Annotated in this window: 20 protein-coding genes and 2 pseudogenes; 19 read left to right on the forward strand and 3 right to left on the reverse strand. The window is 56.3% G+C overall.

The features are described 5' to 3' along the window. Positions 1 to 38: 38 nt before the first annotated feature. On the forward strand, positions 39 to 2,006 hold the full coding sequence (gene aegA / locus ACLJRU_RS08485) for a formate-dependent uric acid utilization protein AegA (RefSeq protein WP_023235126.1): 1,968 nt from the start codon (positions 39 to 41) through the stop codon (positions 2,004 to 2,006). Between the two features lie 448 nt (positions 2,007 to 2,454). Here the strand turns inward: aegA and pbp4b are convergent, their stop codons facing one another. Beyond that, positions 2,455 to 3,753 (reverse strand): penicillin binding protein PBP4B, encoded by a 1,299-nt coding sequence (gene pbp4b / locus ACLJRU_RS08490; RefSeq protein WP_000673293.1) that lies wholly within the window; start codon positions 3,751 to 3,753, stop codon positions 2,455 to 2,457. A 203-nt stretch (positions 3,754 to 3,956) separates the two neighbouring features. On the opposite strand from pbp4b, the gene nudK reads away from it, so the two are divergent. The 3 genes from nudK to ACLJRU_RS08505 all read left to right on the forward strand — a co-directional run bounded on the left by nudK (position 3,957) and on the right by ACLJRU_RS08505 (position 6,058). Then, positions 3,957 to 4,532, forward strand: a complete 576-nt coding sequence (gene nudK, locus ACLJRU_RS08495; RefSeq protein WP_000084033.1) for a GDP-mannose pyrophosphatase NudK — start codon at positions 3,957 to 3,959, stop codon at positions 4,530 to 4,532. A 124-nt stretch (positions 4,533 to 4,656) separates the two neighbouring features. Continuing rightward, entirely contained in the window at positions 4,657 to 5,700 is a 1,044-nt protein-coding gene (locus ACLJRU_RS08500; RefSeq protein ID WP_001540587.1) for a DUF1176 domain-containing protein, read from the forward strand. Positions 5,701 to 5,827: 127 nt separating this feature from the next. Beyond that, positions 5,828 to 6,058 (forward strand): hypothetical protein, encoded by a 231-nt coding sequence (locus ACLJRU_RS08505; RefSeq protein WP_000700635.1) that lies wholly within the window; start codon positions 5,828 to 5,830, stop codon positions 6,056 to 6,058. Positions 6,059 to 6,120: 62 nt separating this feature from the next. Here the strand turns inward: ACLJRU_RS08505 and tkt are convergent, their stop codons facing one another. Together tkt and tal are read right to left on the reverse strand one after the other, a co-directional pair. Continuing rightward, positions 6,121 to 8,121, reverse strand: coding sequence for a transketolase (gene tkt, locus ACLJRU_RS08510; RefSeq protein WP_000087322.1), 2,001 nt, complete (start codon positions 8,119 to 8,121; stop codon positions 6,121 to 6,123). 19 nt (positions 8,122 to 8,140) lie between these two features. Continuing rightward, positions 8,141 to 9,091: a transaldolase gene (gene tal / locus ACLJRU_RS08515; protein ID WP_001072436.1), complete on the reverse strand. Its 951-nt coding sequence runs from the start codon at positions 9,089 to 9,091 to the stop codon at positions 8,141 to 8,143. A 271-nt stretch (positions 9,092 to 9,362) separates the two neighbouring features. Here tal and maeB point away from each other — a divergent pair, with 271 nt between their 5' ends. The 15 genes and pseudogenes from maeB to eutC all read left to right on the forward strand — a co-directional run bounded on the left by maeB (position 9,363) and on the right by eutC (position 24,566). Beyond that, entirely contained in the window at positions 9,363 to 11,642 is a 2,280-nt protein-coding gene (gene maeB / locus ACLJRU_RS08520) for an NADP-dependent oxaloacetate-decarboxylating malate dehydrogenase (protein WP_000344290.1), read from the forward strand. A 416-nt stretch (positions 11,643 to 12,058) separates the two neighbouring features. Further along, positions 12,059 to 12,394, forward strand: coding sequence for an ethanolamine utilization microcompartment protein EutS (gene eutS, locus ACLJRU_RS08525; RefSeq protein WP_001031445.1), 336 nt, complete (start codon positions 12,059 to 12,061; stop codon positions 12,392 to 12,394). A gap of 12 nt (positions 12,395 to 12,406) precedes the next feature. After that, positions 12,407 to 12,886 (forward strand): ethanolamine utilization acetate kinase EutP, encoded by a 480-nt coding sequence (eutP, locus tag ACLJRU_RS08530; RefSeq protein WP_000820751.1) that lies wholly within the window; start codon positions 12,407 to 12,409, stop codon positions 12,884 to 12,886. Then, positions 12,864 to 13,553 (forward strand): ethanolamine utilization acetate kinase EutQ, encoded by a 690-nt coding sequence (gene eutQ / locus ACLJRU_RS08535; RefSeq protein ID WP_000733867.1) that lies wholly within the window; start codon positions 12,864 to 12,866, stop codon positions 13,551 to 13,553. Before eutP ends, eutQ begins: the two co-directional genes overlap by 23 nt. After that, the gene (eutT, locus tag ACLJRU_RS08540) at positions 13,550 to 14,347 is read left to right on the forward strand and encodes an ethanolamine utilization cob(I)yrinic acid a,c-diamide adenosyltransferase EutT (protein WP_023235124.1); all 798 of its coding nucleotides are present in this window, start codon (positions 13,550 to 13,552) and stop codon (positions 14,345 to 14,347) included. Before eutQ ends, eutT begins: the two co-directional genes overlap by 4 nt. Beyond that, positions 14,344 to 15,360 (forward strand): phosphate acetyltransferase, encoded by a 1,017-nt coding sequence (pta, locus tag ACLJRU_RS08545; RefSeq protein ID WP_001540577.1) that lies wholly within the window; start codon positions 14,344 to 14,346, stop codon positions 15,358 to 15,360. Before eutT ends, pta begins: the two co-directional genes overlap by 4 nt. 40 nt (positions 15,361 to 15,400) lie before the next feature. Beyond that, positions 15,401 to 15,691, forward strand: a complete 291-nt coding sequence (gene eutM / locus ACLJRU_RS08550; protein WP_000387716.1) for an ethanolamine utilization microcompartment protein EutM — start codon at positions 15,401 to 15,403, stop codon at positions 15,689 to 15,691. A gap of 112 nt (positions 15,692 to 15,803) precedes the next feature. Continuing rightward, entirely contained in the window at positions 15,804 to 16,091 is a 288-nt protein-coding gene (gene eutN / locus ACLJRU_RS08555) for an ethanolamine utilization microcompartment protein EutN (RefSeq protein WP_001522340.1), read from the forward strand. A gap of 11 nt (positions 16,092 to 16,102) precedes the next feature. Further along, on the forward strand, positions 16,103 to 17,506 hold the full coding sequence (locus ACLJRU_RS08560; RefSeq protein WP_023235123.1) for an aldehyde dehydrogenase family protein: 1,404 nt from the start codon (positions 16,103 to 16,105) through the stop codon (positions 17,504 to 17,506). A gap of 10 nt (positions 17,507 to 17,516) precedes the next feature. Further along, a complete protein-coding gene (eutJ, locus tag ACLJRU_RS08565) occupies positions 17,517 to 18,356 on the forward strand; it encodes an ethanolamine utilization protein EutJ (RefSeq protein WP_000929673.1) in 840 nt (279 codons plus the stop codon). Further along, positions 18,346 to 19,533, forward strand: a complete 1,188-nt coding sequence (gene eutG, locus ACLJRU_RS08570; protein ID WP_001147505.1) for an ethanolamine utilization ethanol dehydrogenase EutG — start codon at positions 18,346 to 18,348, stop codon at positions 19,531 to 19,533. Before eutJ ends, eutG begins: the two co-directional genes overlap by 11 nt. A 119-nt stretch (positions 19,534 to 19,652) precedes the next feature. Next, the gene (gene eutH, locus ACLJRU_RS08575; RefSeq protein ID WP_000512344.1) at positions 19,653 to 20,879 is read left to right on the forward strand and encodes an ethanolamine utilization protein EutH; all 1,227 of its coding nucleotides are present in this window, start codon (positions 19,653 to 19,655) and stop codon (positions 20,877 to 20,879) included. Then, positions 20,876 to 22,279: pseudogene (eutA, locus tag ACLJRU_RS08580) on the forward strand (ethanolamine ammonia-lyase reactivating factor EutA). Before eutH ends, eutA begins: the two are co-directional and overlap by 4 nt. 11 nt (positions 22,280 to 22,290) lie before the next feature. Then, complete coding sequence (gene eutB / locus ACLJRU_RS08585; protein ID WP_000769990.1) at positions 22,291 to 23,652, forward strand: ethanolamine ammonia-lyase subunit alpha; 1,362 nt, start codon at positions 22,291 to 22,293, stop codon at positions 23,650 to 23,652. Between the two features lie 18 nt (positions 23,653 to 23,670). Continuing rightward, positions 23,671 to 24,566: pseudogene (gene eutC / locus ACLJRU_RS08590) on the forward strand (ethanolamine ammonia-lyase subunit EutC). The last annotated feature ends 3 nt before the right edge of the window (positions 24,567 to 24,569 follow it).

The raw sequence follows: 24,569 nt of genomic DNA on the forward strand, positions 1-24,569 counted from the left end.
AAAGAATAAGGTTTTTGCAACCAAAACAGAAGGACGCCATGAATCGTTTTATTATGGCCAATAGCCAGCAGTGTCTGGGCTGCCATGCCTGCGAGGTCGCCTGCGTAATGGCTCACAATGATGAGCGACATGTCCTGACGTCACAGCGCTATCAGCCCCGAATTACTGTCATCAAACATCAGCGCCAGCGCAGCGCGGTTACATGTCACCATTGCGAAGATGCGCCCTGCGCCCGTAGCTGTAGCTGTCCGAACGGCGCGATCGCGCATATTAACGACAGCGTGCAGGTCAATGCGCAGAAGTGTATCGGCTGTAAATCCTGCGTCGTCGCCTGCCCATTCGGCACCATGCAGATGGTATTGACGCCCGTCGCGCCAAACCAGTTCAAAGCCAGCGCGCATAAATGCGATCTGTGTCAGGGACGTGAACAGGGTCCGGCCTGTGTGGAAAATTGCCCGGCGGATGCGCTGCAACTGGTCACCGAAGACTCGTTGACCCGTCTGGCTAAAACGCGACGGCTGCGTACCGCCCGGCAGGAGATTCGCCCCTGGCATACCGTGGATACACAACACAGTGGGACAGCAAGCAGCAAAGTCGAGCGTATGCAGGCGACGCCGCCGCGCGGCGAACTGGATAAACTGGCGATTGAAGCGCGTAAAACCACCTTTGAGGAAATTTATCTGCCGTTTCGCGCCGCGCAGGCGGAGCGTGAAGCGGCCCGCTGCCTCACATGCGGGGAACACAGTATCTGCGAATGGACCTGTCCGCTGCATAACCATATTCCCCAGTGGATCGAACTGGTGAAAGCCGGCGATATTGATGCGGCGGTAGAGCTTTCCCACCAGACCAACTGTCTGCCGGAAATTACCGGGCGCGTCTGTCCGCAGGATCGGCTATGCGAAGGCGCGTGTACACTCCGCGATGAGTATGGCGCGGTTACCATCGGCAACATTGAGCGTTATATCTCCGATCGCGCTCTGAGCAAAGGCTGGCGTCCCGACCTGTCGGACGTACAGAAGAGCGATAAGCGCGTGGCGATTATCGGCGCGGGGCCGGCAGGTCTTGCCTGCGCTGACGTGCTGGCGCGCCATGGCGTAAGCGCCACCGTCTACGATCGCCATCCGGAAATCGGCGGTTTACTCACCTTTGGTATTCCGGCTTTCAAACTGGATAAATCTCTGCTGGCGCGCCGTCGGGAAATCTTCAGCGCGATGGGGATTCGTTTCGAGCTTAACTGCGAAGTAGGGAAAGATATTTCTCTGGAGACGCTGCTGGAGAGTTATGACGCCGTCTTTGTTGGGGTTGGAACCTATCGTTCCATGAAGGCTGATTTACCGAATGAAGATGCGCCGGGGGTATATGATGCGTTGCCATTCCTCATCGCCAATACCAAACAGGTGATGGGGCTTCCGGCGTTGCCTGACGAGCCGTTTATTGATACTGCGGGCCTTAACGTGGTTGTGCTGGGCGGCGGTGACACCGCAATGGACTGCGTACGTACGGCGCTGCGTCATGGCGCTGCTAACGTCACCTGCGCTTATCGCCGCGATGAGGCAAATATGCCGGGGTCGAAAAAAGAGGTGAAAAACGCGCGGGAAGAGGGCGCGAACTTTGAATTTAACGTTCAGCCGGTTGAGTTGGTGCTGGATACGCACGGGCGCGCCAGCGGTATTCGCTTTTTGCGTACGCGGCTTGGCGAACCGGATGGTCAGGGGCGACGCCGCCCGGTACCTGTACCGGACAGCGAGTTCGTGATGCCGGCGGATGCGGTCATTATGGCGTTTGGTTTTCATCCGCATGGTATGTCGTGGCTGGAATCGCATGGCGTGAAGGTGGATAACTGGGGACGTATTGCCGCCAGCGTCGAGAGCGAGTTTCGTTACCAGACGTCCAACCCGAAAATTTTCGCCGGCGGAGATGCGGTGCGCGGCGCCGATCTGGTGGTGACGGCGATGGCAGAAGGCCGACATGCCGCGCAGGGGATACTCGACTGGTTAGCTAAATAAGCATATTTGTAGGCCGGTTAAGGCCTGGAACGGTTAAATGATTGAGTGATAAAAAATCTTAAACTTATTGGCTAACCTTACTCCGTTTGCAGAAATGTTGACGCTCGCAGGGCTGGACGCCCTGCGATAAACATTTTCCCGTCGGGTCGACGTTTAACAGGCCTGATGAGGCCAATCTTAGTATTGAAAATAGAGTGTAAATTGAAGGAAGGGACGCTATCAGAATCCCTTCTTAGAGCCTATCCCATTAGGGCTATTTTACTTGCCATTTTGGACCTGGGCAGTGCTCGCCAAAACGCATTAGCGTTTTGAACGCCGCTAGCGGCGGCCCGAAGGGCGAGCGTAGCGAGTCAAACCTCACGTACTACGTGTACGCTCCGGTTTTTGCGCGCTGTCCGTGTCCAAACTGGCTGCGCCAATAACGCCTACAGAGATAGGCTCTTAATTTTTATTTTAAGGAACCATATATCTGGTCAACAATCCAGCCATACGTCGCCGCAGGTAATAATCCACTGACAAAAACATTCGGATTCACTTTAGGATTTGCTACCGGCGAGTGCGGCCTGTTACCTAAAATCACAATCGCCATATGATTAACCGGATCGATAGACGTCAGCGTTCCGGTCCATCCGGTATGTCCATACGTTTGCGGACTGGCTAATACCCCGAACGTGGGGGTCATTGAGGCGTTGCCGTTAACGCGCCACCCCAGACCAAAGGTAGCGTCTTCTGGCGAGCGGCGAGTAAACTGCGCAACCGTTTTGTCGTCGAATAGCTTCACGTTACCGTAGCCGCCCCCATTGAGCATGACTTGCATTAACACAGCCATATCATGGGTGTCAGAAAACAGTCCGGCGTGTCCTGAAACGCCGCCCATTGAGTACCAGGCTTTTTCATCATGCACCTGGCCCCATAGTGTATTGGTGCGAATATTGGGGAAATGAATCACGCCGTCACGCGTGTTGCCATGTAGTTCCGTTGCGGCGATTTGCGGCGGCGTGAAGCCTTTCATCAGCGGGTTAAAGACGGTATGTTTTAATCCGAGCGGTTTATAAATGGTGGTTTCGACGTAGCGATCTAATGGCATTGCCGTTATCGATTCAATGATAAAACCAAGAATCATATAATCCACGTCGCTGTAGATATGCTTCGACCCAGGTTGATATTCCAGCGGTGTCTTTTTAATCATCTCCAGAGTAGTGCTTTTACTCTGTGAGAATAATTTACCGGCGACGTTTTTATTAGGATATTGTGGGTCGGCAGGAAAGCCCGCGACGTGATGAAGAATATCAATAATGCGGAGTTTATCTTTGCCTTTTATTTTATCCCCTGGCATATCCTTAAAGCCGGGGATATATTTTGATACCAAATCATTGACATCTATTTTTCCTTCATACACTAGTTTTTGCAATGCGAAGTTAGTGGCATACATTTTTGTGTTTGAAGCCAGATCATACATCGTGTTAGTGGTCGCCCGAATGGGATGGGCTAACAGTGTGGAACCGTCATATTTTTTGGCATAGCCCCAGGCTTTTTGTAGAACAATATGATTATCTTTTATCACCAGAAGATTGATGCTGGGATATCCGGCATCAATTTGATTTTGAATCCAGCCATCAAGTCGGTGAAGTTTTTGGCTATCAAACCCTACCTGATCAGGGCTCGCGGTGGTCAATACCGGATACTCAACGGCAAAAGCTGAAAGGGAAAACGTCAGTAGAACCGTCGCAACGAGAGTAAATTTCATGATGATTCCCTCAGTCTCACTCCGGCCGTCAAATCATATCGCGAGCATGGACTCTGCGGCCCGGAGAAGCAGAATATGGTCATGGCAGTGACAGAAAAATATGGCTGTACATCCGTTCAGTCGGCATTAAGGATTAACCCTTCAGCAGACAAAACCGACCTCACGGCGTAATATTAATGCTCTTTTTACACCCTGGAGCCAGCATGTCGCAAACCATTACGCTTATTAAGGATAAAATTCTTTCTGATAATTATTTTACTCTGCGCAACATTACCTATGACCTGACCCGTCGTAATGGCGAGGTTATCCGTCACAAGCGTGAGGTTTACGATCGCGGGAATGGCGCAACCATTCTGCTTTACAACTCAACTAAAAAAACCGTGCTTCTGGTTCGCCAGTTTCGCGTGGCGACATGGGTCAATGGTAATCAAGACGGTATGTTAATTGAAACCTGCGCTGGCCTGCTTGATAACGACGAGCCGGAGGTCTGTATCCGTAAAGAGGCCATTGAAGAGACAGGGTATGACGTTGGCGAGGTACGCAAGATATTTGAGCTGTATATGTCGCCAGGCGGCGTCACGGAGCTGATTCATTTCTTCATTGCCGAATATCATGATAGCGAGCGCGCCAGCATCGGCGGCGGCGTGGAGGATGAAGAGATTGAGGTGCTTGAACTGCCGTTTTCCCGGGCGCTGGAAATGGTGCGCTCAGGCGAGATTCGGGACGGTAAGACCGTGTTATTGCTTAACTATTTACAGACGTCTCATCTAATGGACTGAAAAAAAAGAAATATATTTCTTTACACAAAAAAGACCAATCCGATAAATCTGATTGAGAACCCTGAGGCGCGCAAGGAAGATACCGCCTTAGCTGTGTTGTTCTGAATCTGGGGTTATTCCGTTCATGCGCTACCGCGTTATTCTTTTTTGTCTGTTTGGCCTGTTGCCGGTCCAGCTACTGTGGGCTGCGCCAGCGCAACGGACTTTTTCCGACTGGCAGGTCACCTGCAATAACCAAAATTTTTGCGTAGCGCGCAATACTGGCGAACATCATGGGCTGGTGATGACATTAAGCCGCAGCGCCGGGGCGCGTACCGATGCGGTACTGCGTATCGATCGCGGCGGTTTGGCTCCGCCCGACGCTAAAGAAGCCGCAATTGCGCCTCGCTTATTGCTGGATGGCAAACCGCTTTCGTTCAACAGTCCACACTGGCGCGTGTCGCCCTGGCATCTCATGACCGGCGATCCTGCCACCATCACCGCATTTTTACAGACGATTCAGGATGCGCAGGCCATCACCTTAAAAAACGGCGTTCAGACGCTTTCGCTGGCGGGATTAAAAGCGGCATTACTGTTTATCGACGCGCAACAAAAACGTGTGGGCAGCGAAACCGCCTGGATTGAAAAAGGAAACGAACCGCCGCTCAGCGTGCCCCCGGCGCCGGCATTAAAGGGGATCGCCGTGATTAATCCAACGCCCGTACCGCTGAGTGAGGAAGAACGCGACGATCTGCTGGACTACGCAGCATGGCGGGTAAACGGCATTCGTTGTTCGCTTGACCCGCTGCGTCGCGAGACGCAGGTCAGCGCGTTGACGGATGATAAAGCGTTATTGATTGTTAACTGCGAAGCCGGCGCCTATAACACTATTGATCTCGCCTGGGTAGTTTCACGCAAAAAAACGCTCGCCTCGCGCGCCGTACGTTTGCAGCTGCCGTTTAATCGCGGCGTCGAAAGTAATGACATGGAGTTGATGAACGCTTTCTTTGACGAGAAAACGCGCGAGCTGGTGACGTTGGCGAAAGGGCGGGGGTTAACCGACTGTGGTATCCAGACGCGCTGGCGTTATGATGGCGATCGTTTTCGTCTGGTACGTTATGCCGAAGAACCGAGCTGCGATAACTGGCATGGGCCGGATGCCTGGCCTACGCTGTGGATCACGCGTTGAATCCTGGTTGTTATCCCCTTTTCAGAATAGGGATACACCTATTGAGGTTTCATTTATGGTATAGAGATTGCTATGTTACGGTGGGATTGTTACTTTACCCGATAGCCTCACCACAGTAGGAAATAGTATGAAAATAAATAATGGCCCCGTATTATGCCCCCATTGTGGCTGCCTGAGCGCTTATTATGAAATAGATCGGCTGGCGGCGATAAGAGAAAAAGTGAATAAAGAAGGCGGATCAGCGGCGTGGGATTCAACATTGCAGGCGCATAAAAAAAAGGCCTTTTGCCTGATGTGCCATAAATCCATTGATGAGGTCGTCATCGGGCAGTCAGATGCGCCTGAGTCTACGAAGTAATTTTGCACAGCCTACAGAACAGGTCTGCAGACTGCGCAAAGTCTGTGTTGCTAACGCTCGCCTTAGCCTTTGATGTTCAGCACCCGGCGGGCTTTTTCTACAATATTTTCCACGGTAAAGCCAAAATACGGGAACAGTTTGTCAGCCGGGGCGGATTCACCGTATCCCGTCATGCCGATAATTGCGCCTTTTAGGCCAACATATTTATACCAGTAGTCGGCTATACCGGCTTCCACCGCGACGCGGGCGGTCACGTGCGCCGGTAGCACTGATTCGCGATATGCCTCGTCCTGCGCATCGAAAATATCCGTTGAAGGCAACGACACCACGCGAACGTTATGCCCCTCGCCAGTCAATTTTTCCGCCGCCTGGAGGGTAATTTCCATTTCCGATCCGGTAGCGATCAGAATGATATCCGGCTTGCCGCCGCTATCTTTCAGAATATAACCGCCGCGAGCAATCGCTTTCACCTGTTCCGGCGTGCGTTCCACCTGCGCCAGATTCTGTCGCGAGAGAATCAACGCCGTCGGCCCGTGCTGACGTTCAATGGCCAGCTTCCAGCCGACCGCCGCCTCAACCTGATCGCAGGGACGCCAGGTGCTGAAGTTTGGCGTTAAGCGCAGGCTCGCCAGTTGTTCCACGGCCTGGTGCGTCGGGCCATCTTCGCCCAAACCGATGGAGTCGTGGGTATAGACCATAATCTGCCGGGCTTTCATTAAGGCCGCCATACGTGCCGCGTTACGCGCATATTCGACAAACATCAGAAACGTGGCGGTATACGGTACAAAGCCGCCGTGGTGGGCGATGCCGTTGGCAATGGCGGTCATGCCGAATTCGCGCACGCCATAGTGGATGTAATTACCTGCCGGATCCTCTTTCAACGAGGTCGAACCTTTCCAGATAGTCAGGTTGCTCGGCGCCAGATCCGCCGATCCGCCCAACAGTTCCGGCAACAGGGGACCGTAGGCATTGAGCGTATTTTGCGATGCTTTACGGGTGGCGATTTTGGCCGGATTAGCCTGCAAGTCGTTAATAAATTTTTGCGTGGCGGACTCCCATGTCTCCGGCAGTCCGCCGCTCATCCGGCGGGTAAACTCCGCGGCCAGCTCAGGATAAGCCTTCTCATAAGCAGCAAACTTTTCCTGCCACTGCTGCTGCGCTTTCTCGCCTTTTTCACGGCCATCCCACGCGCGGTAAATCTCTTTTGGGATCTCAAACGCCGGATGATGCCATCCCAGCTTCTGGCGGGTCAGCGCCACCTCTTCTTCGCCCAGCGCCGCGCCGTGCGACTCCTCCTTCCCGGCTTTATTCGGCGAGCCAAAACCTATCACCGTCTGACAGATAATTAGCGAAGGTTTGTCTTTTACGCTCTGGGCTTCGAGAATGGCTTTTTTCACCGCTTCCGGATCGTGCCCGTCAATGTCATGTACGACATGCCAGTGGTAGGCTTCAAAACGTTTGGCGGTATCGTCGGTAAACCAGCCTTCGGTTTCGCCATCAATGGAGATGCCGTTGTGATCGTAAAAGCCGATCAGTTTGCCCAGCCCCAGAGTACCAGCCAGCGAACACACCTCATGCGAGATCCCCTCCATCAGACAGCCGTCGCCCATAAAGACATAGGTGTAGTGGTCGACAATCTCATGGTCCGGCCGGTTGAACTGTGCGCCTAACGTACGCTCGGCAATCGCCAGCCCGACGGCATTCGCCAGCCCCTGGCCCAGCGGTCCGGTGGTGGTTTCAACGCCGGGCGTATAGCCAATCTCCGGGTGACCTGGCGTTTTAGAGTGCAGTTGACGGAAGTTTTTTAACTCCTCCAGCGGCAGGTCATAACCGGTTAAATGCAGCAGACTATAGAGCAGCATGGAGGCGTGACCGTTGGAAAGGATAAAACGATCACGGTCATACCAGGTCGGATCGGTGGGGTTATGTTTAAGAAAATCGTTCCATAGCACTTCAGCGATATCCGCCATCCCCATCGGCGCGCCGGGGTGCCCGGAATTGGCTTTTTGAACGGCATCCATGCTCAGCGCACGAATCGCATTGGCAAGGTCTTTACGGGACATAAATCACTCCATGCAAGGTTTATAGTTTGGCGGCAAGCAGGTCTTCCAGTTTGCGCTGGTCAACGGCAAAAAGACGGATACCTTCCGACAGCTTCTCTACGGCCATCGCGTCCTGATTATGTTCCCAGCGGAACTCCGCTTCCGTCATTGGCGTAGGACGGTGGAACATCTGCGAGGAAGGCACCAGTTTACGGATTACCGGTTCTTCTTTTTCTTTCAGCTCTTTAAGCAGGTTAGGGGAGATAGTCAGTCGATCGCAGCCGGTTAGCGCGAGGATTTGCTCAGTACGGCGGAAACTTGCGCCCATCACGATGGTTTCATAGCGATGCTGTTTAAAGTAATCGTAGATATTGCGTACCGATTTCACGCCGGGATCTTCCTCCACGACATACGGCTCCAGCGGACTACGCGCCTGATACCAGTCGTAAATTCGGCCCACGAACGGAGAGATTAAATAGACGCCCGCTTCGGCGCAGGCGCGCGCCTGGGCAAAAGAGAACAACAACGTCAGGTTGCAATTAATGCCTTCTTTTTCGAGCTGTTCGGCGGCGCGAATACCTTCCCAGGTCGCGGCGAGCTTGATCAGAATGCGTGATTTATCAACATCCTGCTGCTGGTAGAGATCCACCAGATGGCGTGCTTTCTCGATACTTTTTTCTTTATCGAACGATAACCGCGCGTCGACTTCAGTGGAGACGCGACCGGGAATACTTTTCAGTATTTCCGCGCCAAAATTGACCGCCAGTTTATCGCTGGCTGCCGCAACCTGTTGTTCCTGCGTACCGCCGTGTTTTTTTCCCCAGGCAATCGCATCCTCAATCAAATGACCATACTGCTCAAGCCCGGCGGCTTTCAGCAGTAAAGAGGGATTTGTCGTGGCATCCTGCGGCTGGTAGTGGCGGATGGACTCGATGTCGCCGCTGTCGGCGACGACGGTAGTGAATTGTTTGATGCCGTCTAGCTGGTTCATAGGAAATACTCCTTGAAAAGTAAAGTGTTAGATGAGTGTGTTGATTCACACTTCTGAAAGATTGATACACTACATAACCAAAAAGCATAGCAGACAGGCATGGTATTGCTGGTATAAGCAGGTAACATGGCCGTTATAAGTTGATAACAAACTCTTGCGCCGCATCGTGATAGTTTGCAGACCTTCAAAGTTTGTGTTGCGCAGTACGGTGATAATGTGCGGCGCACCAGGCCGCGTCACTTTTTGAACGATACGTGAAAGGAACAACAAGATGGATGAGCAGTTAAAACAAAGCGCCCTTGATTTCCACGAATTTCCGGTACCCGGTAAAATTCAGGTTTCTCCGACTAAGCCCCTTGCCACCCAACGCGATCTGGCGTTGGCTTACTCGCCAGGCGTGGCGGCACCCTGCCTGGAAATCGAAAAAGATCCGCTGGCAGCCTACAAATACACCGCGCGCGGCAACCTTGTCGCGGTCATTTCCAACGGTACAGCGGTGTTGGGGTTAGGCAACATCGGCGCGCTGGCCGGCAAGCCGGTCATGGAAGGCAAAGGCGTTCTGTTTAAAAAATTCGCCGGCATCGATGTGTTTGACATTGAAGCCGATGAGCTTGACCCGGACAAATTTATCAACGTGGTCGCGGCGCTGGAGCCGACCTTTGGCGGCATTAACCTCGAAGACATTAAAGCGCCGGAATGTTTCTATATTGAACAGAAACTGCGCGAGCGCATGAACATCCCGGTTTTCCATGACGATCAGCACGGAACGGCGATCATCAGTACGGCCGCCATTCTTAATGGTCTGCGAGTCGTAGAGAAAAATATTTCCGACGTACGGATGGTCGTCTCCGGCGCAGGGGCGGCGGCAATCGCTTGTATGAACCTGCTGGTCGCGTTGGGGATGCAAAAGCACAACATCGTGGTGTGCGACTCTAAGGGCGTTATTTACAAAGGCCGTGAGCCGAATATGGCGGAGACCAAAGCGGCCTATGCGGTAGACGACAGCGGCAAGCGCACGCTGGATGAGGTCATTGACGGCGCGGATATTTTCCTCGGCTGTTCAGGCCCGAAAGTGCTGACTCAGGAGATGGTGAAGAAAATGGCCCGCGCGCCAATGATTCTGGCGCTGGCCAACCCGGAACCGGAAATTCTGCCGCCGCTGGCGAAAGAAGTGCGTCCGGACGCCATCATCTGTACCGGTCGTTCCGACTATCCGAACCAGGTGAACAACGTATTGTGCTTCCCGTTTATCTTCCGCGGCGCACTGGACGTCGGCGCGACGGCGATCAACGAAGAGATGAAACTGGCGGCGGTCCGTGCGATTGCCGAGCTGGCGCACGCCGAACAGAGCGAAGTGGTGGCCTCGGCCTATGGCGATCAGGACCTGAGCTTTGGGCCGGAATACATTATTCCGAAACCGTTTGACCCGCGTCTGATTGTCAAAATCGCTCCGGCGGTCGCGAAAGCGGCAATGGATTCCGGCGTGGCGACGCGCCCGATTGCTGACTTTGATGCCTATATCGATAAACTGACCGAGTTTGTCTACAAAACCAACCTGTTCATGAAGCCGATCTTCTCGCAGGCACGCAAAGATCCGAAGCGTGTAGTGCTGCCGGAAGGGGAAGAGGCGCGCGTGCTGCACGCAACCCAGGAGTTGATAACCCTGGGGCTGGCGAAGCCCATCCTGATCGGACGTCCGAGCGTGATCGAAATGCGTATCCAGAAACTGGGGCTACAGATCAAAGCGGGCGTTGATTTCGAGATCGTGAATAATGAATCCGATCCACGCTTCAAAGAGTACTGGAGCGAGTATTACCAGATCATGAAGCGTCGCGGGGTAACTCAGGAACAGGCGCAGCGTGCGATGATCGGCAACCATACGGCCATTGGCGCGATCATGGTGCAGCGTGGGGAAGCGGATGCGATGATCTGCGGCACCATCGGCGACTACCATGAGCATTTCAGCGTCGTGAAAGCCGTCTTTGGCTACCGTGACGGCGTGCATACGGCAGGGGCGATGAACGCCTTACTGCTGCCAAGCGGCAACACTTTTATCGCCGACACTTATGTTAACGAAGATCCCACGCCGGAACAGTTGGCGGAGATCGCCGTAATGGCGGCGGAAACCGTTCGCCGCTTTGGTATTGAGCCGAAAGTCGCGCTGTTGTCGCACTCTAACTTTGGTTCCTCAAATTCGCTGTCCGCCAGCAAAATGCGCGAAACCCTTGAGCGGGTACGCGAACGAGCGCCCGATCTGATGATTGACGGTGAGATGCACGGTGATGCGGCGTTGGTGGAAAGTATTCGTAATGACCGGATGCCGGATAGTCCGCTGAAGGGAGCCGCCAATATTCTGGTGATGCCGAATATGGAAGCCGCCCGCATTAGTTACAACTTACTCCGCGTCTCCAGTTCCGAAGGCGTCACGGTCGGCCCGGTCCTGATGGGCGTGTCTAAACCGGTACATGTATTAACGCCGATCGCCTCTGTACGCCGTATCGTGAATATGGTGGCGTTAGCGGTAGTTGAAGCGCAAACCACGCCGCTTTAATAACGCATTACTCTCTCTTCTGGCGCAGGTTCTCCTGCGCTTTTTTTATGCGCCGCTGGGCTTCGCCATGGTATGAAAGGCTCGGGTGGGGATATTCTGGAACCTATTGCGTTACCCCTACTTATTTCACTGAATCTGTACTATGCACAAATCGAGTGATACGCATTATTTTTATCAATAGTAGTAATACAAAGAATAGCCGGTGGGTATTTATTGCGGAACAAGCTTAAATTCAGAATGACGCCTGAAAATGTGATGCACCACGATATTTATCGTTAACACCTTCGACAGAAGTCCCTTTTATTTTCTTTCTCTTAGTGATCTACCTCACCTTTTACATCACCTTGCCGAGTTTTGTTATTTACTCCGACAAAAAATTGCCACGATGACGGCAGTTTCAGTGGAGACGGTGAGCAATGAATAAAGAACGCATTATTCAGGAATTTGTGCCGGGCAAACAGGTCACGCTGGCGCATCTCATTGCGCACCCTGGTGAAGAACTGGCGAAAAAGATCGGCGTTCCCGATGCTGGCGCGATTGGCATTATGACCTTAACGCCGGGAGAAACGGCGATGATCGCTGGCGATTTAGCGATGAAGGCTGCGGATGTACACATCGGTTTTCTCGACAGATTTAGCGGTGCGCTGGTGATTTATGGCACCGTCGGCGCAGTAGAAGAAGCGCTATTACAGACGGTCAGCGGGCTGGGGCGATTATTAAACTTTACCCTGTGTGAGTTAACAAAAAGTTAATTGGTGGCGGTAATGAAACGTATTGCTTTTGTCGGCGCGGTCGGTGCCGGAAAGACAACGCTTTTTAACGCGTTACGGGGAAATTATTCCCTCGCCAGAAAAACGCAGGCCGTGGAATTTAATGATCATGGCGATATCGATACGCCGGGTGAATATTTTAGCCATCCCCGTTGGTATCACGCCTTAATTACCACGTTGCAGGATGTGGACACGCTGATTTATGTCCACGCGGCAAACGATAAAGAAAGTCGCTTACCTGCCGGGTTATTGGATGTTGGAACCCGTAAACGACATATCGCCGTTATCAGCAAAACGGACATGCCGGATGCCGACGTCGCCGCTACGCGGCAGTTGCTTTGCGAGATTGGGTTCCGGGAGCCGATTTTCGAGCTCAACGGCCACGACCCGCAAAGCGTGCGGCAGTTGGTGGATTATCTGGCGGCTCTCAGTGAACAGGAGGAAGAGGCAGGTGAAAAAACTTATCACAGCTAACGATATTCGTGCGGCCCACGCCCGCGGCGAACAGGCGATGTCGGTAGTGCTGCGCGCCAGCATTATTACCCCGGAGGCTCGCGAAGTGGCGGAACTACTGGGCTTCACGATTACCGAATGCGACGAGTCCGTCCCGGCATCCACATCGGCGCAGGCGTGTAAAAGCGAAAGCCAGCGCATTCGGGAAGCCATCATCGCGCAGCTCCCGGAAGGGCAGTTTACTGAAAGCCTGGTGGCGCAATTGATGGAAAAAGTGCTGAAGGAAAAGCAGTCGCTGGAACTGGGGACGATGCAGCCGAGCTTTACCTCCGTCACGGGTAAAGGCGGCGTGAAAGTCATTGACGGCAGCAGCGTGAAATTTGGCCGCTTCGACGGCGCCGAACCGCACTGCGTCGGCTTAACCGATCTGGTTACAGAGCAGGACGGCAGCAGCATGGCCGCCGGGTTTATGCAGTGGGACAACGCCTTTTTCCCGTGGACGCTGAACTACGACGAAATCGACATGGTGCTGGAGGGTGAACTGCACGTACGCCATGAAGGCGAAACCATGATTGCCAAAGCCGGAGATGTCATGTTCATCCCTAAAGGCTCCAGCATTGAATTTGGCACGCCAACGTCCGTGCGCTTTCTGTACGTCGCCTGGCCTGCAAACTGGCAATCCGTATGAACGATTTCATCACCGAAACGTGGCTCAGAGCGAATCATACGCTCAGCGAAGGATCGGAAATCCATCTGCCCGCTGATGCACGACTGACGCCCTCGGCCCGGGAGCTGCTGGAAAGCCGCCGCCTGCGCATTAAGTTTCTGGATCCGCAAGGCCGGCTGTTTGTCGATGATGACGAACAGCAGCCGGTACATGGCTTAACCAGTAGCGATACGCACCCACAGGCCTGCTGTGAACTGTGCCGCCAGCCGGTGGTGAAAAAGCCCGATACGCTGACCCATCTGACGGCGGACAAAATGGTCGCCAAAAGCGACCCGCGCCTCGGCTTTCGCGCCGCGCTCGACAGCGCCATCGCGCTGACCGTGTGGCTACAAATCGAACTGGCGGAACCCTGGCAGCCGTGGCTTTTCGATATCCGCTCGCGGCTGGGCAACATTATGCGCGCCGACGCTATAGATGAACCACTGGCGGCGCAGTCTATCGTCGGGCTGAACGAGGATGAGCTGCATCGGCTTTCCCACCAGCCGCTGCGCTATCTCGACCACGATCACCTGGTGCCGGAGGCCAGCCACGGTCGCGATGCGGCGCTGCTTAATCTGCTGCGAACCAAAGTCCGCGAAATGGAAACCCTCGCCGCACAAGTGTTTATTACCCGTAGTTTTGAGGTCTTGCGCCCGGACATTTTACAGGCGCTGAACCGTCTCTCCAGTACGGTTTACGTGATGATGATTTTGAGCGTGGCGAAACATCCGCTGACGGTCGCCCAAATTCAACAACGGTTGGGAGAGAAGCCATGATCATTGAACGCGCCCGCGAACTGGCGGTACGCGCCCCCGCCAGAGTCGTCTTTCCCGATGCGCTGGACGAACGCGTGCTGAAAGCGGCGCATTACCTGCAACAGTACGGTCTGGCTCGCCCCGTTCTGGTCGCCAGTCCGTTTGCGCTGCGTCAGTTTGCCCTGAGTCATCGTATGGCGATGGATGGCATTCAGGTCATCGACCCAGACAGCAACCTGAGTATGCGCCAGCGTTTTGCGCAACGCTGGCTTGCCCGTGCCGGAGAAAAAACGCCGCCGGACGCAGTGGAAAAGCTTAGCGATCCGCTGATGTTCGCTGCCGCCATGGTGAGCGCCGGTGAGGCTGATGTGTGTATCGCAGGCAACCTGTCGTCAACGGCGAACGTGTTGCGCGCAGGGCTGCGGGTGATTGGCCTGCAACCCGGGTGCAAAACATTGTCGTCTATTTTCCTGATGCTGCCGCAGTATGCCGGTCCGGCATTAGGGTTCGCCGATTGCAGCGTAGTGCCGCAGCCGACGGCGGCGCAGCTGGCGGATATCGCTCTCGCCAGCGCCGACACCTGGCGGGCCATTACCGGCGAAGAGCCGCGCGTGGCGATGCTGTCATTTTCAAGCAACGGCAGCGCCCGTCACCCCAATGTTGCCAACGTGCAGCAGGCGACAGAGCTCGTTCGCGAACGTGCGCCGCAACTGCTTGTGGACGGTGAATTGCAGTTTGACGCCGCTTTCGTACCGGAGGTCGCCGCGCAAAAAGCGCCTGACAGCCCGCTGCAAGGCCGCGCCAACGTGATGATTTTCCCGTCGCTGGAGGCGGGCAATATTGGCTACAAAATCGCTCAGCGTCTGGGAGGCTATCGCGCTGTTGGGCCGCTAATTCAGGGGCTTGCCGCGCCGCTTCACGACCTCTCCCGAGGCTGTAGCGTGCAGGAAATTATCGAACTGGCGTTGGTGGCAGCCGTGCCGCGCCAGGCTGACGTGAGCCGCGAACGCAGCTTACACACACTGGTTGAATGAACGGTCCCGTTCTGGACCCCTTTAATGAGAGGAAAACACGATGGAAGCATTAGGAATGATTGAAACCCGGGGCCTGGTTGCGCTGATTGAGGCCTCCGATGCGATGGTAAAAGCCGCGCGCGTGAAGCTGGTCGGCGTGAAGCAGATTGGCGGTGGCCTGTGTACGGCCATGGTGCGTGGCGACGTGGCGGCGTGCAAAGCCGCAACCGATGCTGGCGCCGCTGCGGCGCAGCGCATTGGCGAGCTGGTCTCCGTACACGTGATTCCACGCCCGCACGGCGATCTGGAAGAAGTGTTCCCGATCAGCTTCAAAGGCGACAGCAACATTTGATGGTAGGCCGGATAAGACGCGCAGCGTCGCCATCCGGCATGAATGCGCGCCATTGCCTGATGGTGCGCAGATTCAAGGCCTACGACCCAACGGGCAATCCATGGAGGCGGATATGAAACTGGCAGTCGTCACAGGACAAATCGTATGTACCGTCCGCCATCAGGGACTGGCGCATGACAAATTGCTGATGGTGGAAATGATCGATGCCCAGGGCAACCCCGACGGGCAGTGTGCCGTCGCTATCGACAGTATCGGGGCGGGAACCGGAGAGTGGGTACTGCTGGTCAGCGGCAGTTCCGCACGCCAGGCGCATCGCAGCGAATTATCACCGGTCGATCTGTGCGTCATTGGCATCGTCGATGAAGTGGTGGCTGGCGGGAAAGTGGTTTTCCATAAATAGGACTGAACATCATGAATCAACAGGATATTGAACAGGTGGTGAAAGCGGTACTGCTGAAAATGAAAGACAGCAGCCAGCCGGCCAGCACTGTTCATGAGATGGGCGTTTTTGCCTCCCTGGATGACGCAGTGGCGGCAGCAAAACGGGCCCAGCAGGGGCTGAAGAGCGTGGCGATGCGCCAGCTTGCCATTCATGCCATTCGCGAAGCGGGCGAAAAACACGCCCGAGAATTAGCGGAGCTTGCCGTCAGCGAAACCGGCATGGGACGCGTTGACGATAAATTTGCTAAAAACGTGGCGCAGGCGCGCGGCACGCCGGGCGTCGAGTGTTTATCTCCGCAGGTGCTGACCGGCGATAACGGCCTGACGCTGATTGAAAATGCGCCTTGGGGCGTGGTGGCCTCGGTCACGCCGTCCACCAATCCGGCGGCGACGGTGATTAATAACGCCATCAGCCTGATTGCCGCAGGCAACAGCGTCGTGTTTGCCCCGCATCCGGCGGCGAAAAAGGTCTCTCAGCGGGCAATCACCCTCCTCAATCAGGCGGTGGTCGCCGCCGGCGGCCCGGAAAATCTGCTGGTCACCGTGGCGAACCCGGATATCGAAACCGCCCAGCGGTTGTTCAAATATCCCGGTATTGGCCTGCTGGTGGTGACTGGCGGCGAAGCGGTGGTGGACGCGGCGCGTAAACATACTAATAAACGCCTGATCGCCGCCGGTGCCGGTAATCCCCCGGTGGTGGTGGATGAGACCGCCGACCTGCCGCGCGCTGCACAATCCATCGTTAAAGGCGCGTCGTTTGATAACAACATCATCTGTGCCGACGAAAAAGTGCTGATTGTGGTGGATAGCGTCGCCGACGAGCTGATGCGTCTGATGGAAGGTCAGCACGCGGTGAAACTGACCGCCGCTCAGGCCGAACAGCTCCAGCCGGTGCTGCTGAAGAATATTGATGAGCGCGGCAAAGGCACCGTCAGCCGTGACTGGGTCGGTCGTGACGCGGGCAAGATCGCCGCAGCCATCGGCCTGAACGTCCCGGATCAAACGCGCCTGCTGTTTGTGGAAACGCCAGCTAACCATCCGTTTGCCGTCACTGAAATGATGATGCCGGTACTGCCGGTGGTGCGGGTCGCCAACGTTGAAGAAGCCATTGCGCTGGCGGTCCAGCTTGAGGGCGGCTGCCACTACACCGCGGCAATGCACTCGCGCAATATCGACAATATGAACCAGATGGCGAACGCCATTGATACCAGTATTTTCGTCAAAAACGGTCCGTGCATTGCTGGTCTCGGACTGGGCGGTGAAGGCTGGACCACCATGACCATCACCACGCTAACCGGCGAAGGGGTGACCAGCGCGCGTACCTTTGTGCGGCTGCGTCGATGCGTGCTGGTGGATGCGTTTCGCATTGTATAAGGGATGACTCATGGCGCACGACGAACAACTCTGGCTCACCCCAAGACTGCAAAAAGCGGCGGCCCTGTGTAACCAGACGCCCGCCGCCAGCGATACACCGCTGTGGCTGGGCGTCGATTTGGGCACCTGCGACGTGGTGTCGATGGTGGTCGACGGCAACGCCCAGCCGGTGGCGGTGTGCCTTGACTGGGCCGACGTTGTGCGTGACGGCATCGTCTGGGATTTCTTCGGTGCCGTCACCCTCGTGCGCCGCCATCTCGACACCCTTGAACAGCAGCTCGGCTGCCGCTTCACCCACGCGGCGACCTCGTTCCCACCGGGTACTGACCCGCGTATTTCGATCAACGTGCTGGAGTCTGCTGGGTTAGAAGTCAGCCACGTACTGGATGAACCGACGGCGGTGGCGGATCTGCTGGCGCTTGATAATGCAGGCGTGGTGGATATTGGCGGCGGCACTACCGGCATTGCCATCGTCAAACAGGGCAAGGTGACTTACTCCGCCGATGAAGCCACTGGCGGGCACCATATCTCCCTGACGCTGGCGGGCAACCGACGTATTCCCCTGGAAGAGGCGGAACAGTACAAGCGCAGCAACGCGCAGGAGATTTGGCCGGTAGTGAAGCCGGTGTACGAAAAGATGGCGGAAATCGTCGCTTGCCATATTGCCGGGCAGGGAGTGACAGATTTATGGCTGGCGGGCGGTTCCTGTATGCAGCCGGGCGTGGAGGCGTTATTTCGCCAGCGTTTCCCGGAGTTACAGGTGCATTTACCGCAGCACAGCCTGTTTATGACCCCGCTGGCGATAGCCAACAGCGGGAGAGCGAAAGCGGAGGGACTCTATGCAAGCTGAACTACAGACGGCGCTGTTTCAGGCATTCGACACCCTGAATCTGCAACGGGTGAAAACGTTCAGCGTACCGCCGGTCACGCTGTGCGGACTTGGGGCGCTCGGCGCCTGCGGCCAGGAAGCGCAAGCGCGAGGCGTAAGCCATCTGTTTGTGATGGTCGACAGCTTCCTGCATCAGGCGGGAATGACCGCGCCGCTGGCACGCAGCCTGGCGATGAAAGGCGTGGCGATGACAGTCTGGCCGTGTCCGCCAGGCGAGCCGTGCATCACCGATGTTTGCGCGGCGGTGGCGCAACTGCGTGAGGCGGCGTGCGACGGCGTAGTGGCCTTTGGCGGCGGTTCGGTGCTGGACGCGGCGAAAGCGGTCGCCCTGCTGGTGACTAACCCTGACCAGACGCTGAGCGCCATGACCGAGCGCAGTACATTACGCCCGCGTCTGCCGCTGATTGCGGTGCCGACCACCGCCGGAACCGGTTCTGAAACCACCAACGTGACGGTGATTATCGACGCGGTCAGCGGGCGCAAGCAGGTGCTGGCACACGCGTCACTAATGCCGGACGTGGCGATTCTTGATGCTGCCGTGACCGAAGGCGTTCCGCCAAACGTGACGGCGATGACCGGTATCGATGCGTTGACGCATGCGATTGAGGCCTACAGCGCGCTCAACGCCACGCCGTTTACCGACAGCCTGGCGATTGGCGCGATAGCGATGATTGGCAAATCGCTGCCGAAAGCCGTGGGGTACGGCCACGATCTGGCGGCGCGTGAAAATATGTTGTTGGCCTCCTGTATGGCGGGAATGGCCTTTTCCAGCGCCGGTCTGGGGCTGTGTCACGCGATGGCGCACCAGCCAGGGGCGGCGCTGCATATTCCGCACGGCCAGGCCAACGCCATGCTGCTACCGACGGTCATGGGCTTTAACCGGATGGTTTGCCGCGAACGCTTCAGTCAAATCGGTCGGGCGTTAACCAATAAGAAATCGGACGATCGCGATGCGATTGCGGCGGTGAGCGAGCTGATTGCCGAAGTGGGCCAGAGCAAACGGCTGGCTGACGCTGGCGCCAAACCCGAACACTACAGCGCGTGGGCGCAAGCCGCGCTGGAGGATATTTGTCTGCGCAGTAACCCACGCACCGCCACACAGGCACAGATTATCGACCTGTACGCGGCTGCCGGGTAATGCCTGTAGGCCGGATAAGGTGCTCGCACCGCCATCCGGCAATAACACGGCGTTAATGCCGGAGGCGACGTAAACGTCTTATCCGGCTTACAAATCAAAAATGACAGGGAGTAGGGGCTATGGGAATTAACGAAATCATCATGTACATCATGATGTTCTTTATGCTGATTGCCGCCGTGGACAGGATCCTGTCGCAGTTCGGCGGGTCGGCGCGCTTCCTCGGTAAATTTGGCAAGAGTATCGAGGGGGCTGGCGGCCAGTTTGAAGAGGGCTTTATGGCGATGGGCGCGCTGGGACTGGCGATGGTCGGTATGACCGCGCTGGCGCCGGTGCTGGCGCATGTACTGGGGCCGGTTATTATCCCGGTATACGAAATGCTGGGCGCGAACCCATCCATGTTCGCGGGTACGCTGCTGGCCTGTGATATGGGCGGATTCTTCCTCGCCAAAGAGCTGGCCGGCGGTGATGTCGCGGCGTGGCTATACTCAGGGTTAATACTTGGGTCGATGATGGGGCCGACCATTGTGTTCTCCATTCCGGTGGCGCTCGGCATTATCGAACCGTCTGACCGCCGCTACCTGGCGCTTGGCGTACTGGCGGGTATCGTCACCATTCCCATTGGCTGCATTGCGGGGGGATTGATCGCCATGTACTCAGGCGTGCAGATCAATGGTCAGCCAGTGGAGTTTACCTTCGCGCTGATCCTGATGAACATGATCCCGGTATTGATTGTCGCGGTGCTGGTAGCGCTGGGGCTGAAGTTCATCCCGGAAAAAATGATCAACGGTTTCCAGATTTTCGCCAAATTTCTGGTGGCGCTGATCACCATCGGTCTGGCGGCTGCGGTGATTAAATTCCTGTTGGGCTGGGAGTTGATTCCGGGACTCGACCCGATCTTTATGGCGCCAGGCGACAAACCCGGCGAAGTGATGCGCGCCATTGAAGTGATCGGCTCTATCTCCTGCGTGCTGCTTGGCGCGTATCCGATGGTGCTGTTACTGACCCGCTGGTTTGAAAAACCGTTGATGAATGTCGGTAAACTGCTGAACGTAAATAATATTGCGGCGGCAGGCATGGTAGCGACCCTGGCGAACAATATCCCCATGTTCGGCATGATGAAGCAGATGGATACCCGCGGCAAAGTGATTAACTGCGCATTTGCCGTCTCTGCGGCGTTCGCGCTGGGCGACCATTTAGGCTTCGCCGCTGCCAACATGAACGCCATGATCTTCCCGATGATTGTCGGCAAGCTGATCGGCGGCGTGACGGCGATTGGCGTGGCGATGATGCTGGTGCCGAAAGATGACGCCGCCCAGGTGAAAACCGAAGCGGAGGCGCAATCGTGAACACTCGCCAGCTACTGAGCGTCGGTATCGATATCGGCACCACCACCACGCAGGTGATCTTCTCGCGCCTGGAGTTGGTTAACCGTGCGGCGGTGTCGCAGGTGCCGCGCTACGAATTCATCAAACGCGACATTAGCTGGCAAAGCCCGGTCTTCTTTACGCCCGTGGATAAGCAGGGCGGTCTGAAAGAGGCCGAACTTAAAGCGCTGATTCTGGCCCAGTATCAGGCCGCAGGCATCGCGCCTGAATCGGTGGACTCAGGGGCTATCATTATCACCGGCGAAAGCGCCAAAACCCGCAACGCCCGTCCGGCGGTCATGGCGCTCTCGCAGTCGCTGGGCGACTTTGTGGTCGCCAGCGCCGGGCCGCATCTGGAATCGGTCATTGCCGGTTACGGCGCCGGAGCGCAAAGCTTGTCTGAGCAGCGGATGTGCCGGGTGCTGAATATTGATATCGGCGGCGGCACGTCTAACTACGCGCTGTTTGACGCGGGAAAAGTCAGCGGCACCGCTTGCCTTAACGTCGGTGGTCGCCTGCTGGAAACCGACGCTCAGGGGCGCGTGGTTTATGCCCATCAGCCGGGGCAGATGATTATCGATGAGGTGTTCGGTTCGGGTACTGATGCTCGCGCCTTAGCTGCCGCACAGTTGGGACAGGTGGCGCGGCGGATGGCGGATCTCATCGTCGAGGTTATCACTGGCGCGCTCTCGCCGCTGGCGCAATCGCTGATGCAAACCGGGCTGCTGCCCGCCGATATTACGCCAGAGGTGATCACCCTTTCCGGTGGGGTAGGTGAATGCTACCGCAACCAACCTGCCGATCCGTTCTGCTTTTCTGATATCGGGCCGCTGCTGGCGACCGCGCTGCATGAGCACCCGCGTCTGCGCGAGATGAACGTGCAGTTTCCGGCGCAAACCGTGCGCGCCACGGTGATTGGCGCGGGGGCCCATACGCTCTCGCTTTCCGGCAGTACTATCTGGCTGGAAGACGTCCAACTGCCGCTGCGCAACCTGCCGGTGGCGATCCCGCAGGATGACGCCGATCTGGTGAACGCCTGGCGGCAGGCGCTTCTCCAGCTTGATCTCGACCCGCAAACCGACGCTTACGTGCTGGCGCTTCCCGCCACGCTTCCGGTGCGTTACGCCGCATTACTCACGGTCATCAACGCGCTGACGGCTTTTGTCGCGCGTTATCCCAATCCACATCCCCTGCTGGTGGTGGCCGAGCAGGATTTTGGTAAAGCGCTGGGCATGTTATTGCGCCCATAGTTACCGCAACTTCCGCTGGCGGTCATCGATGAGGTGGTCGTGCGGGCGGGAGACTATATCGACATTGGTACGCCTCTTTTTGGCGGATCGGTTGTGCCGGTGACGGTGAAATCACTCGCATTTCCTTCCTGAGGGAACGACTTATGAAACTAAAGACCACATTGTTCGGCAATGTTTATCAGTTTAAGGATGTAAAAGAGGTACTGGCTAAAGCCAACGAACTGCGTTCGGGGGATGTGCTGGCCGGGGTTGCCGCGGCAAGTTCGCAGGAGCGCGTAGCGGCAAAACAGGTACTGTCGGAAATGACGGTGGCGGATATCCGCAACAATCCGGTGATTGCCTATGAAGAGGACTGCGTGACGCGCCTGATTCAGGATGACGTCAACGAAACGGCCTATAACCGGATTAAAAACTGGAGCATCAGCGAACTGCGCGAATACGTACTGAGCGATGAAACCTCCGTGGACGATATCGCGTTTACCCGCAAAGGGCTGACCTCCGAAGTGGTGGCGGCAGTGGCGAAAATCTGCTCCAACGCCGACCTGATCTACGGCGGCAAGAAAATGCCGGTGATCAAAAAAGCCAATACCACCATCGGTATTCCGGGCACCTTTAGCTGCCGTTTGCAGCCGAACGATACCCGTGACGATGTACAGAGTATCGCCGCGCAAATCTACGAAGGGCTTTCTTTCGGCGCAGGCGATGCGGTGATCGGCGTTAACCCGGTGACCGATGACGTGGAGAACCTGACCCGCGTGCTCGACACCGTTTACGGCGTTATCGATAAATTCAATATTCCGACCCAGGGCTGCGTGCTGGCGCACGTCACCACCCAGATCGAAGCGATTCGTCGCGGCGCGCCGGGCGGACTGATTTTCCAGAGCATTTGCGGCAGCGAGAAGGGCTTAAAAGAGTTCGGTGTGGAACTGGCGATGCTCGACGAAGCGCGGGCTGTGGGCGCGGAGTTCAACCGCATCGCCGGGGAAAACTGCCTGTACTTTGAAACCGGGCAGGGCTCGGCGCTGTCGGCTGGCGCGAACTTTGGTGCCGACCAGGTGACGATGGAAGCGCGTAACTACGGGCTGGCTCGCCACTACGATCCGTTCCTGGTGAACACCGTGGTGGGCTTTATCGGGCCGGAGTATCTCTACAACGACAGGCAGATTATCCGCGCCGGTCTCGAAGATCACTTTATGGGCAAGCTGAGCGGCATCTCGATGGGCTGCGACTGCTGCTATACCAACCATGCCGATGCCGACCAGAACCTTAACGAAAACCTGATGATTCTGCTCGCCACTGCCGGCTGTAACTACATCATGGGGATGCCGCTCGGCGACGACATCATGCTCAACTACCAGACCACCGCTTTCCACGATACCGCCACCGTCCGTCAGTTGCTGAATTTACGGCCGTCGCCGGAGTTTGAACGCTGGCTGGAAACGATGGGCATTATGGCAAACGGTCGTCTGACCAAACGGGCGGGCGATCCGTCACTGTTCTTCTGATGACGCGGGGATAACACCATGGATCAAAAACAGATTGAAGAAATTGTACGTAGCGTGATGGCGTCAATGGGACAGGACGTACCGCAGCCCGCCGCGCCGTCAACGCAGGAAGGCGCAAAGCCGCAGTGCGCCGCGCCGACGGTGACCGAAAGCTGCGCGCTGGATTTAGGTTCCGCGGAGGCAAAAGCCTGGATTGGCGTCGAGAACCCACATCGTGCGGACGTGCTGACCGAACTGCGTCGCAGTACTGCGGCACGCGTCTGTACGGGGCGCGCTGGCCCACGTCCACGTACCCAGGCGCTGCTGCGCTTTCTGGCGGATCACTCCCGTTCGAAAGACACCGTGCTCAAAGAAGTGCCGGAAGAGTGGGTCAAAGCGCAAGGGCTGCTGGAAGTACGTTCGGAGATCAGCGACAAAACCTGTACCTGACGCGCCCGGATATGGGGCGTCGCCTGAGCCCGGAAGCCATTGACGCGCTGAAGTCGCAGTGCGTGATGAACCCGGATGTGCAGGTAGTGGTCTCTGATGGCCTCTCTACGGATGCGATCACCGCCAACTATGAAGAGATCCTGCCGCCGTTGCTTGCCGGTCTGAAGCAGGCCGGGCTGAACGTCGGCACGCCGTTCTTTGTGCGCTATGGCCGCGTGAAGATTGAAGATCAGATTGGCGAAATTCTCGGCGCGAAGGTCGTCATCCTGCTGGTGGGCGAACGTCCGGGGCTGGGGCAGTCGGAAAGTCTTTCCTGCTACGCCGTCTATTCCCCGCGCGTGGCGACCACCGTCGAGGCCGACAGAACCTGTATTTCAAACATTCATCAGGGGGGGACGCCGCCAGTAGAAGCCGCCGCCGTGATTGTGGATTTGGCCAAACGGATGCTGGAGCAGAAAGCGTCCGGCATCAACATGACCCGTTAAGGA

The sequence above is a fragment of the Salmonella sp. SAL00653 genome (assembly GCF_046552515.1).
Classification (GTDB): Bacteria; Pseudomonadota; Gammaproteobacteria; order Enterobacterales; family Enterobacteriaceae; genus Salmonella; species Salmonella enterica.

What these genes read in the sequence shown, in the direction of transcription:
- aegA (WP_023235126.1), top strand. Translation starts at nt 39, where the DNA reads ATGAATCGTTTTATTATGGCCAATAGCCAGCAGTGTCTGGGCTGCCAT.
- pbp4b (WP_000673293.1), bottom strand. Translation starts at nt 3,753, where the DNA reads ATGAAATTTACTCTCGTTGCGACGGTTCTACTGACGTTTTCCCTTTCA.
- nudK (WP_000084033.1), top strand. Translation starts at nt 3,957, where the DNA reads ATGTCGCAAACCATTACGCTTATTAAGGATAAAATTCTTTCTGATAAT.
- ACLJRU_RS08500 (WP_001540587.1), top strand. Translation starts at nt 4,657, where the DNA reads ATGCGCTACCGCGTTATTCTTTTTTGTCTGTTTGGCCTGTTGCCGGTC.
- ACLJRU_RS08505 (WP_000700635.1), top strand. Translation starts at nt 5,828, where the DNA reads ATGAAAATAAATAATGGCCCCGTATTATGCCCCCATTGTGGCTGCCTG.
- tkt (WP_000087322.1), bottom strand. Translation starts at nt 8,121, where the DNA reads ATGTCCCGTAAAGACCTTGCCAATGCGATTCGTGCGCTGAGCATGGAT.
- tal (WP_001072436.1), bottom strand. Translation starts at nt 9,091, where the DNA reads ATGAACCAGCTAGACGGCATCAAACAATTCACTACCGTCGTCGCCGAC.
- maeB (WP_000344290.1), top strand. Translation starts at nt 9,363, where the DNA reads ATGGATGAGCAGTTAAAACAAAGCGCCCTTGATTTCCACGAATTTCCG.
- eutS (WP_001031445.1), top strand. Translation starts at nt 12,059, where the DNA reads ATGAATAAAGAACGCATTATTCAGGAATTTGTGCCGGGCAAACAGGTC.
- eutP (WP_000820751.1), top strand. Translation starts at nt 12,407, where the DNA reads ATGAAACGTATTGCTTTTGTCGGCGCGGTCGGTGCCGGAAAGACAACG.
- eutT (WP_023235124.1), top strand. Translation starts at nt 13,550, where the DNA reads ATGAACGATTTCATCACCGAAACGTGGCTCAGAGCGAATCATACGCTC.
- pta (WP_001540577.1), top strand. Translation starts at nt 14,344, where the DNA reads ATGATCATTGAACGCGCCCGCGAACTGGCGGTACGCGCCCCCGCCAGA.
- eutM (WP_000387716.1), top strand. Translation starts at nt 15,401, where the DNA reads ATGGAAGCATTAGGAATGATTGAAACCCGGGGCCTGGTTGCGCTGATT.
- eutN (WP_001522340.1), top strand. Translation starts at nt 15,804, where the DNA reads ATGAAACTGGCAGTCGTCACAGGACAAATCGTATGTACCGTCCGCCAT.
- ACLJRU_RS08560 (WP_023235123.1), top strand. Translation starts at nt 16,103, where the DNA reads ATGAATCAACAGGATATTGAACAGGTGGTGAAAGCGGTACTGCTGAAA.
- eutJ (WP_000929673.1), top strand. Translation starts at nt 17,517, where the DNA reads ATGGCGCACGACGAACAACTCTGGCTCACCCCAAGACTGCAAAAAGCG.
- eutG (WP_001147505.1), top strand. Translation starts at nt 18,346, where the DNA reads ATGCAAGCTGAACTACAGACGGCGCTGTTTCAGGCATTCGACACCCTG.
- eutH (WP_000512344.1), top strand. Translation starts at nt 19,653, where the DNA reads ATGGGAATTAACGAAATCATCATGTACATCATGATGTTCTTTATGCTG.
- eutB (WP_000769990.1), top strand. Translation starts at nt 22,291, where the DNA reads ATGAAACTAAAGACCACATTGTTCGGCAATGTTTATCAGTTTAAGGAT.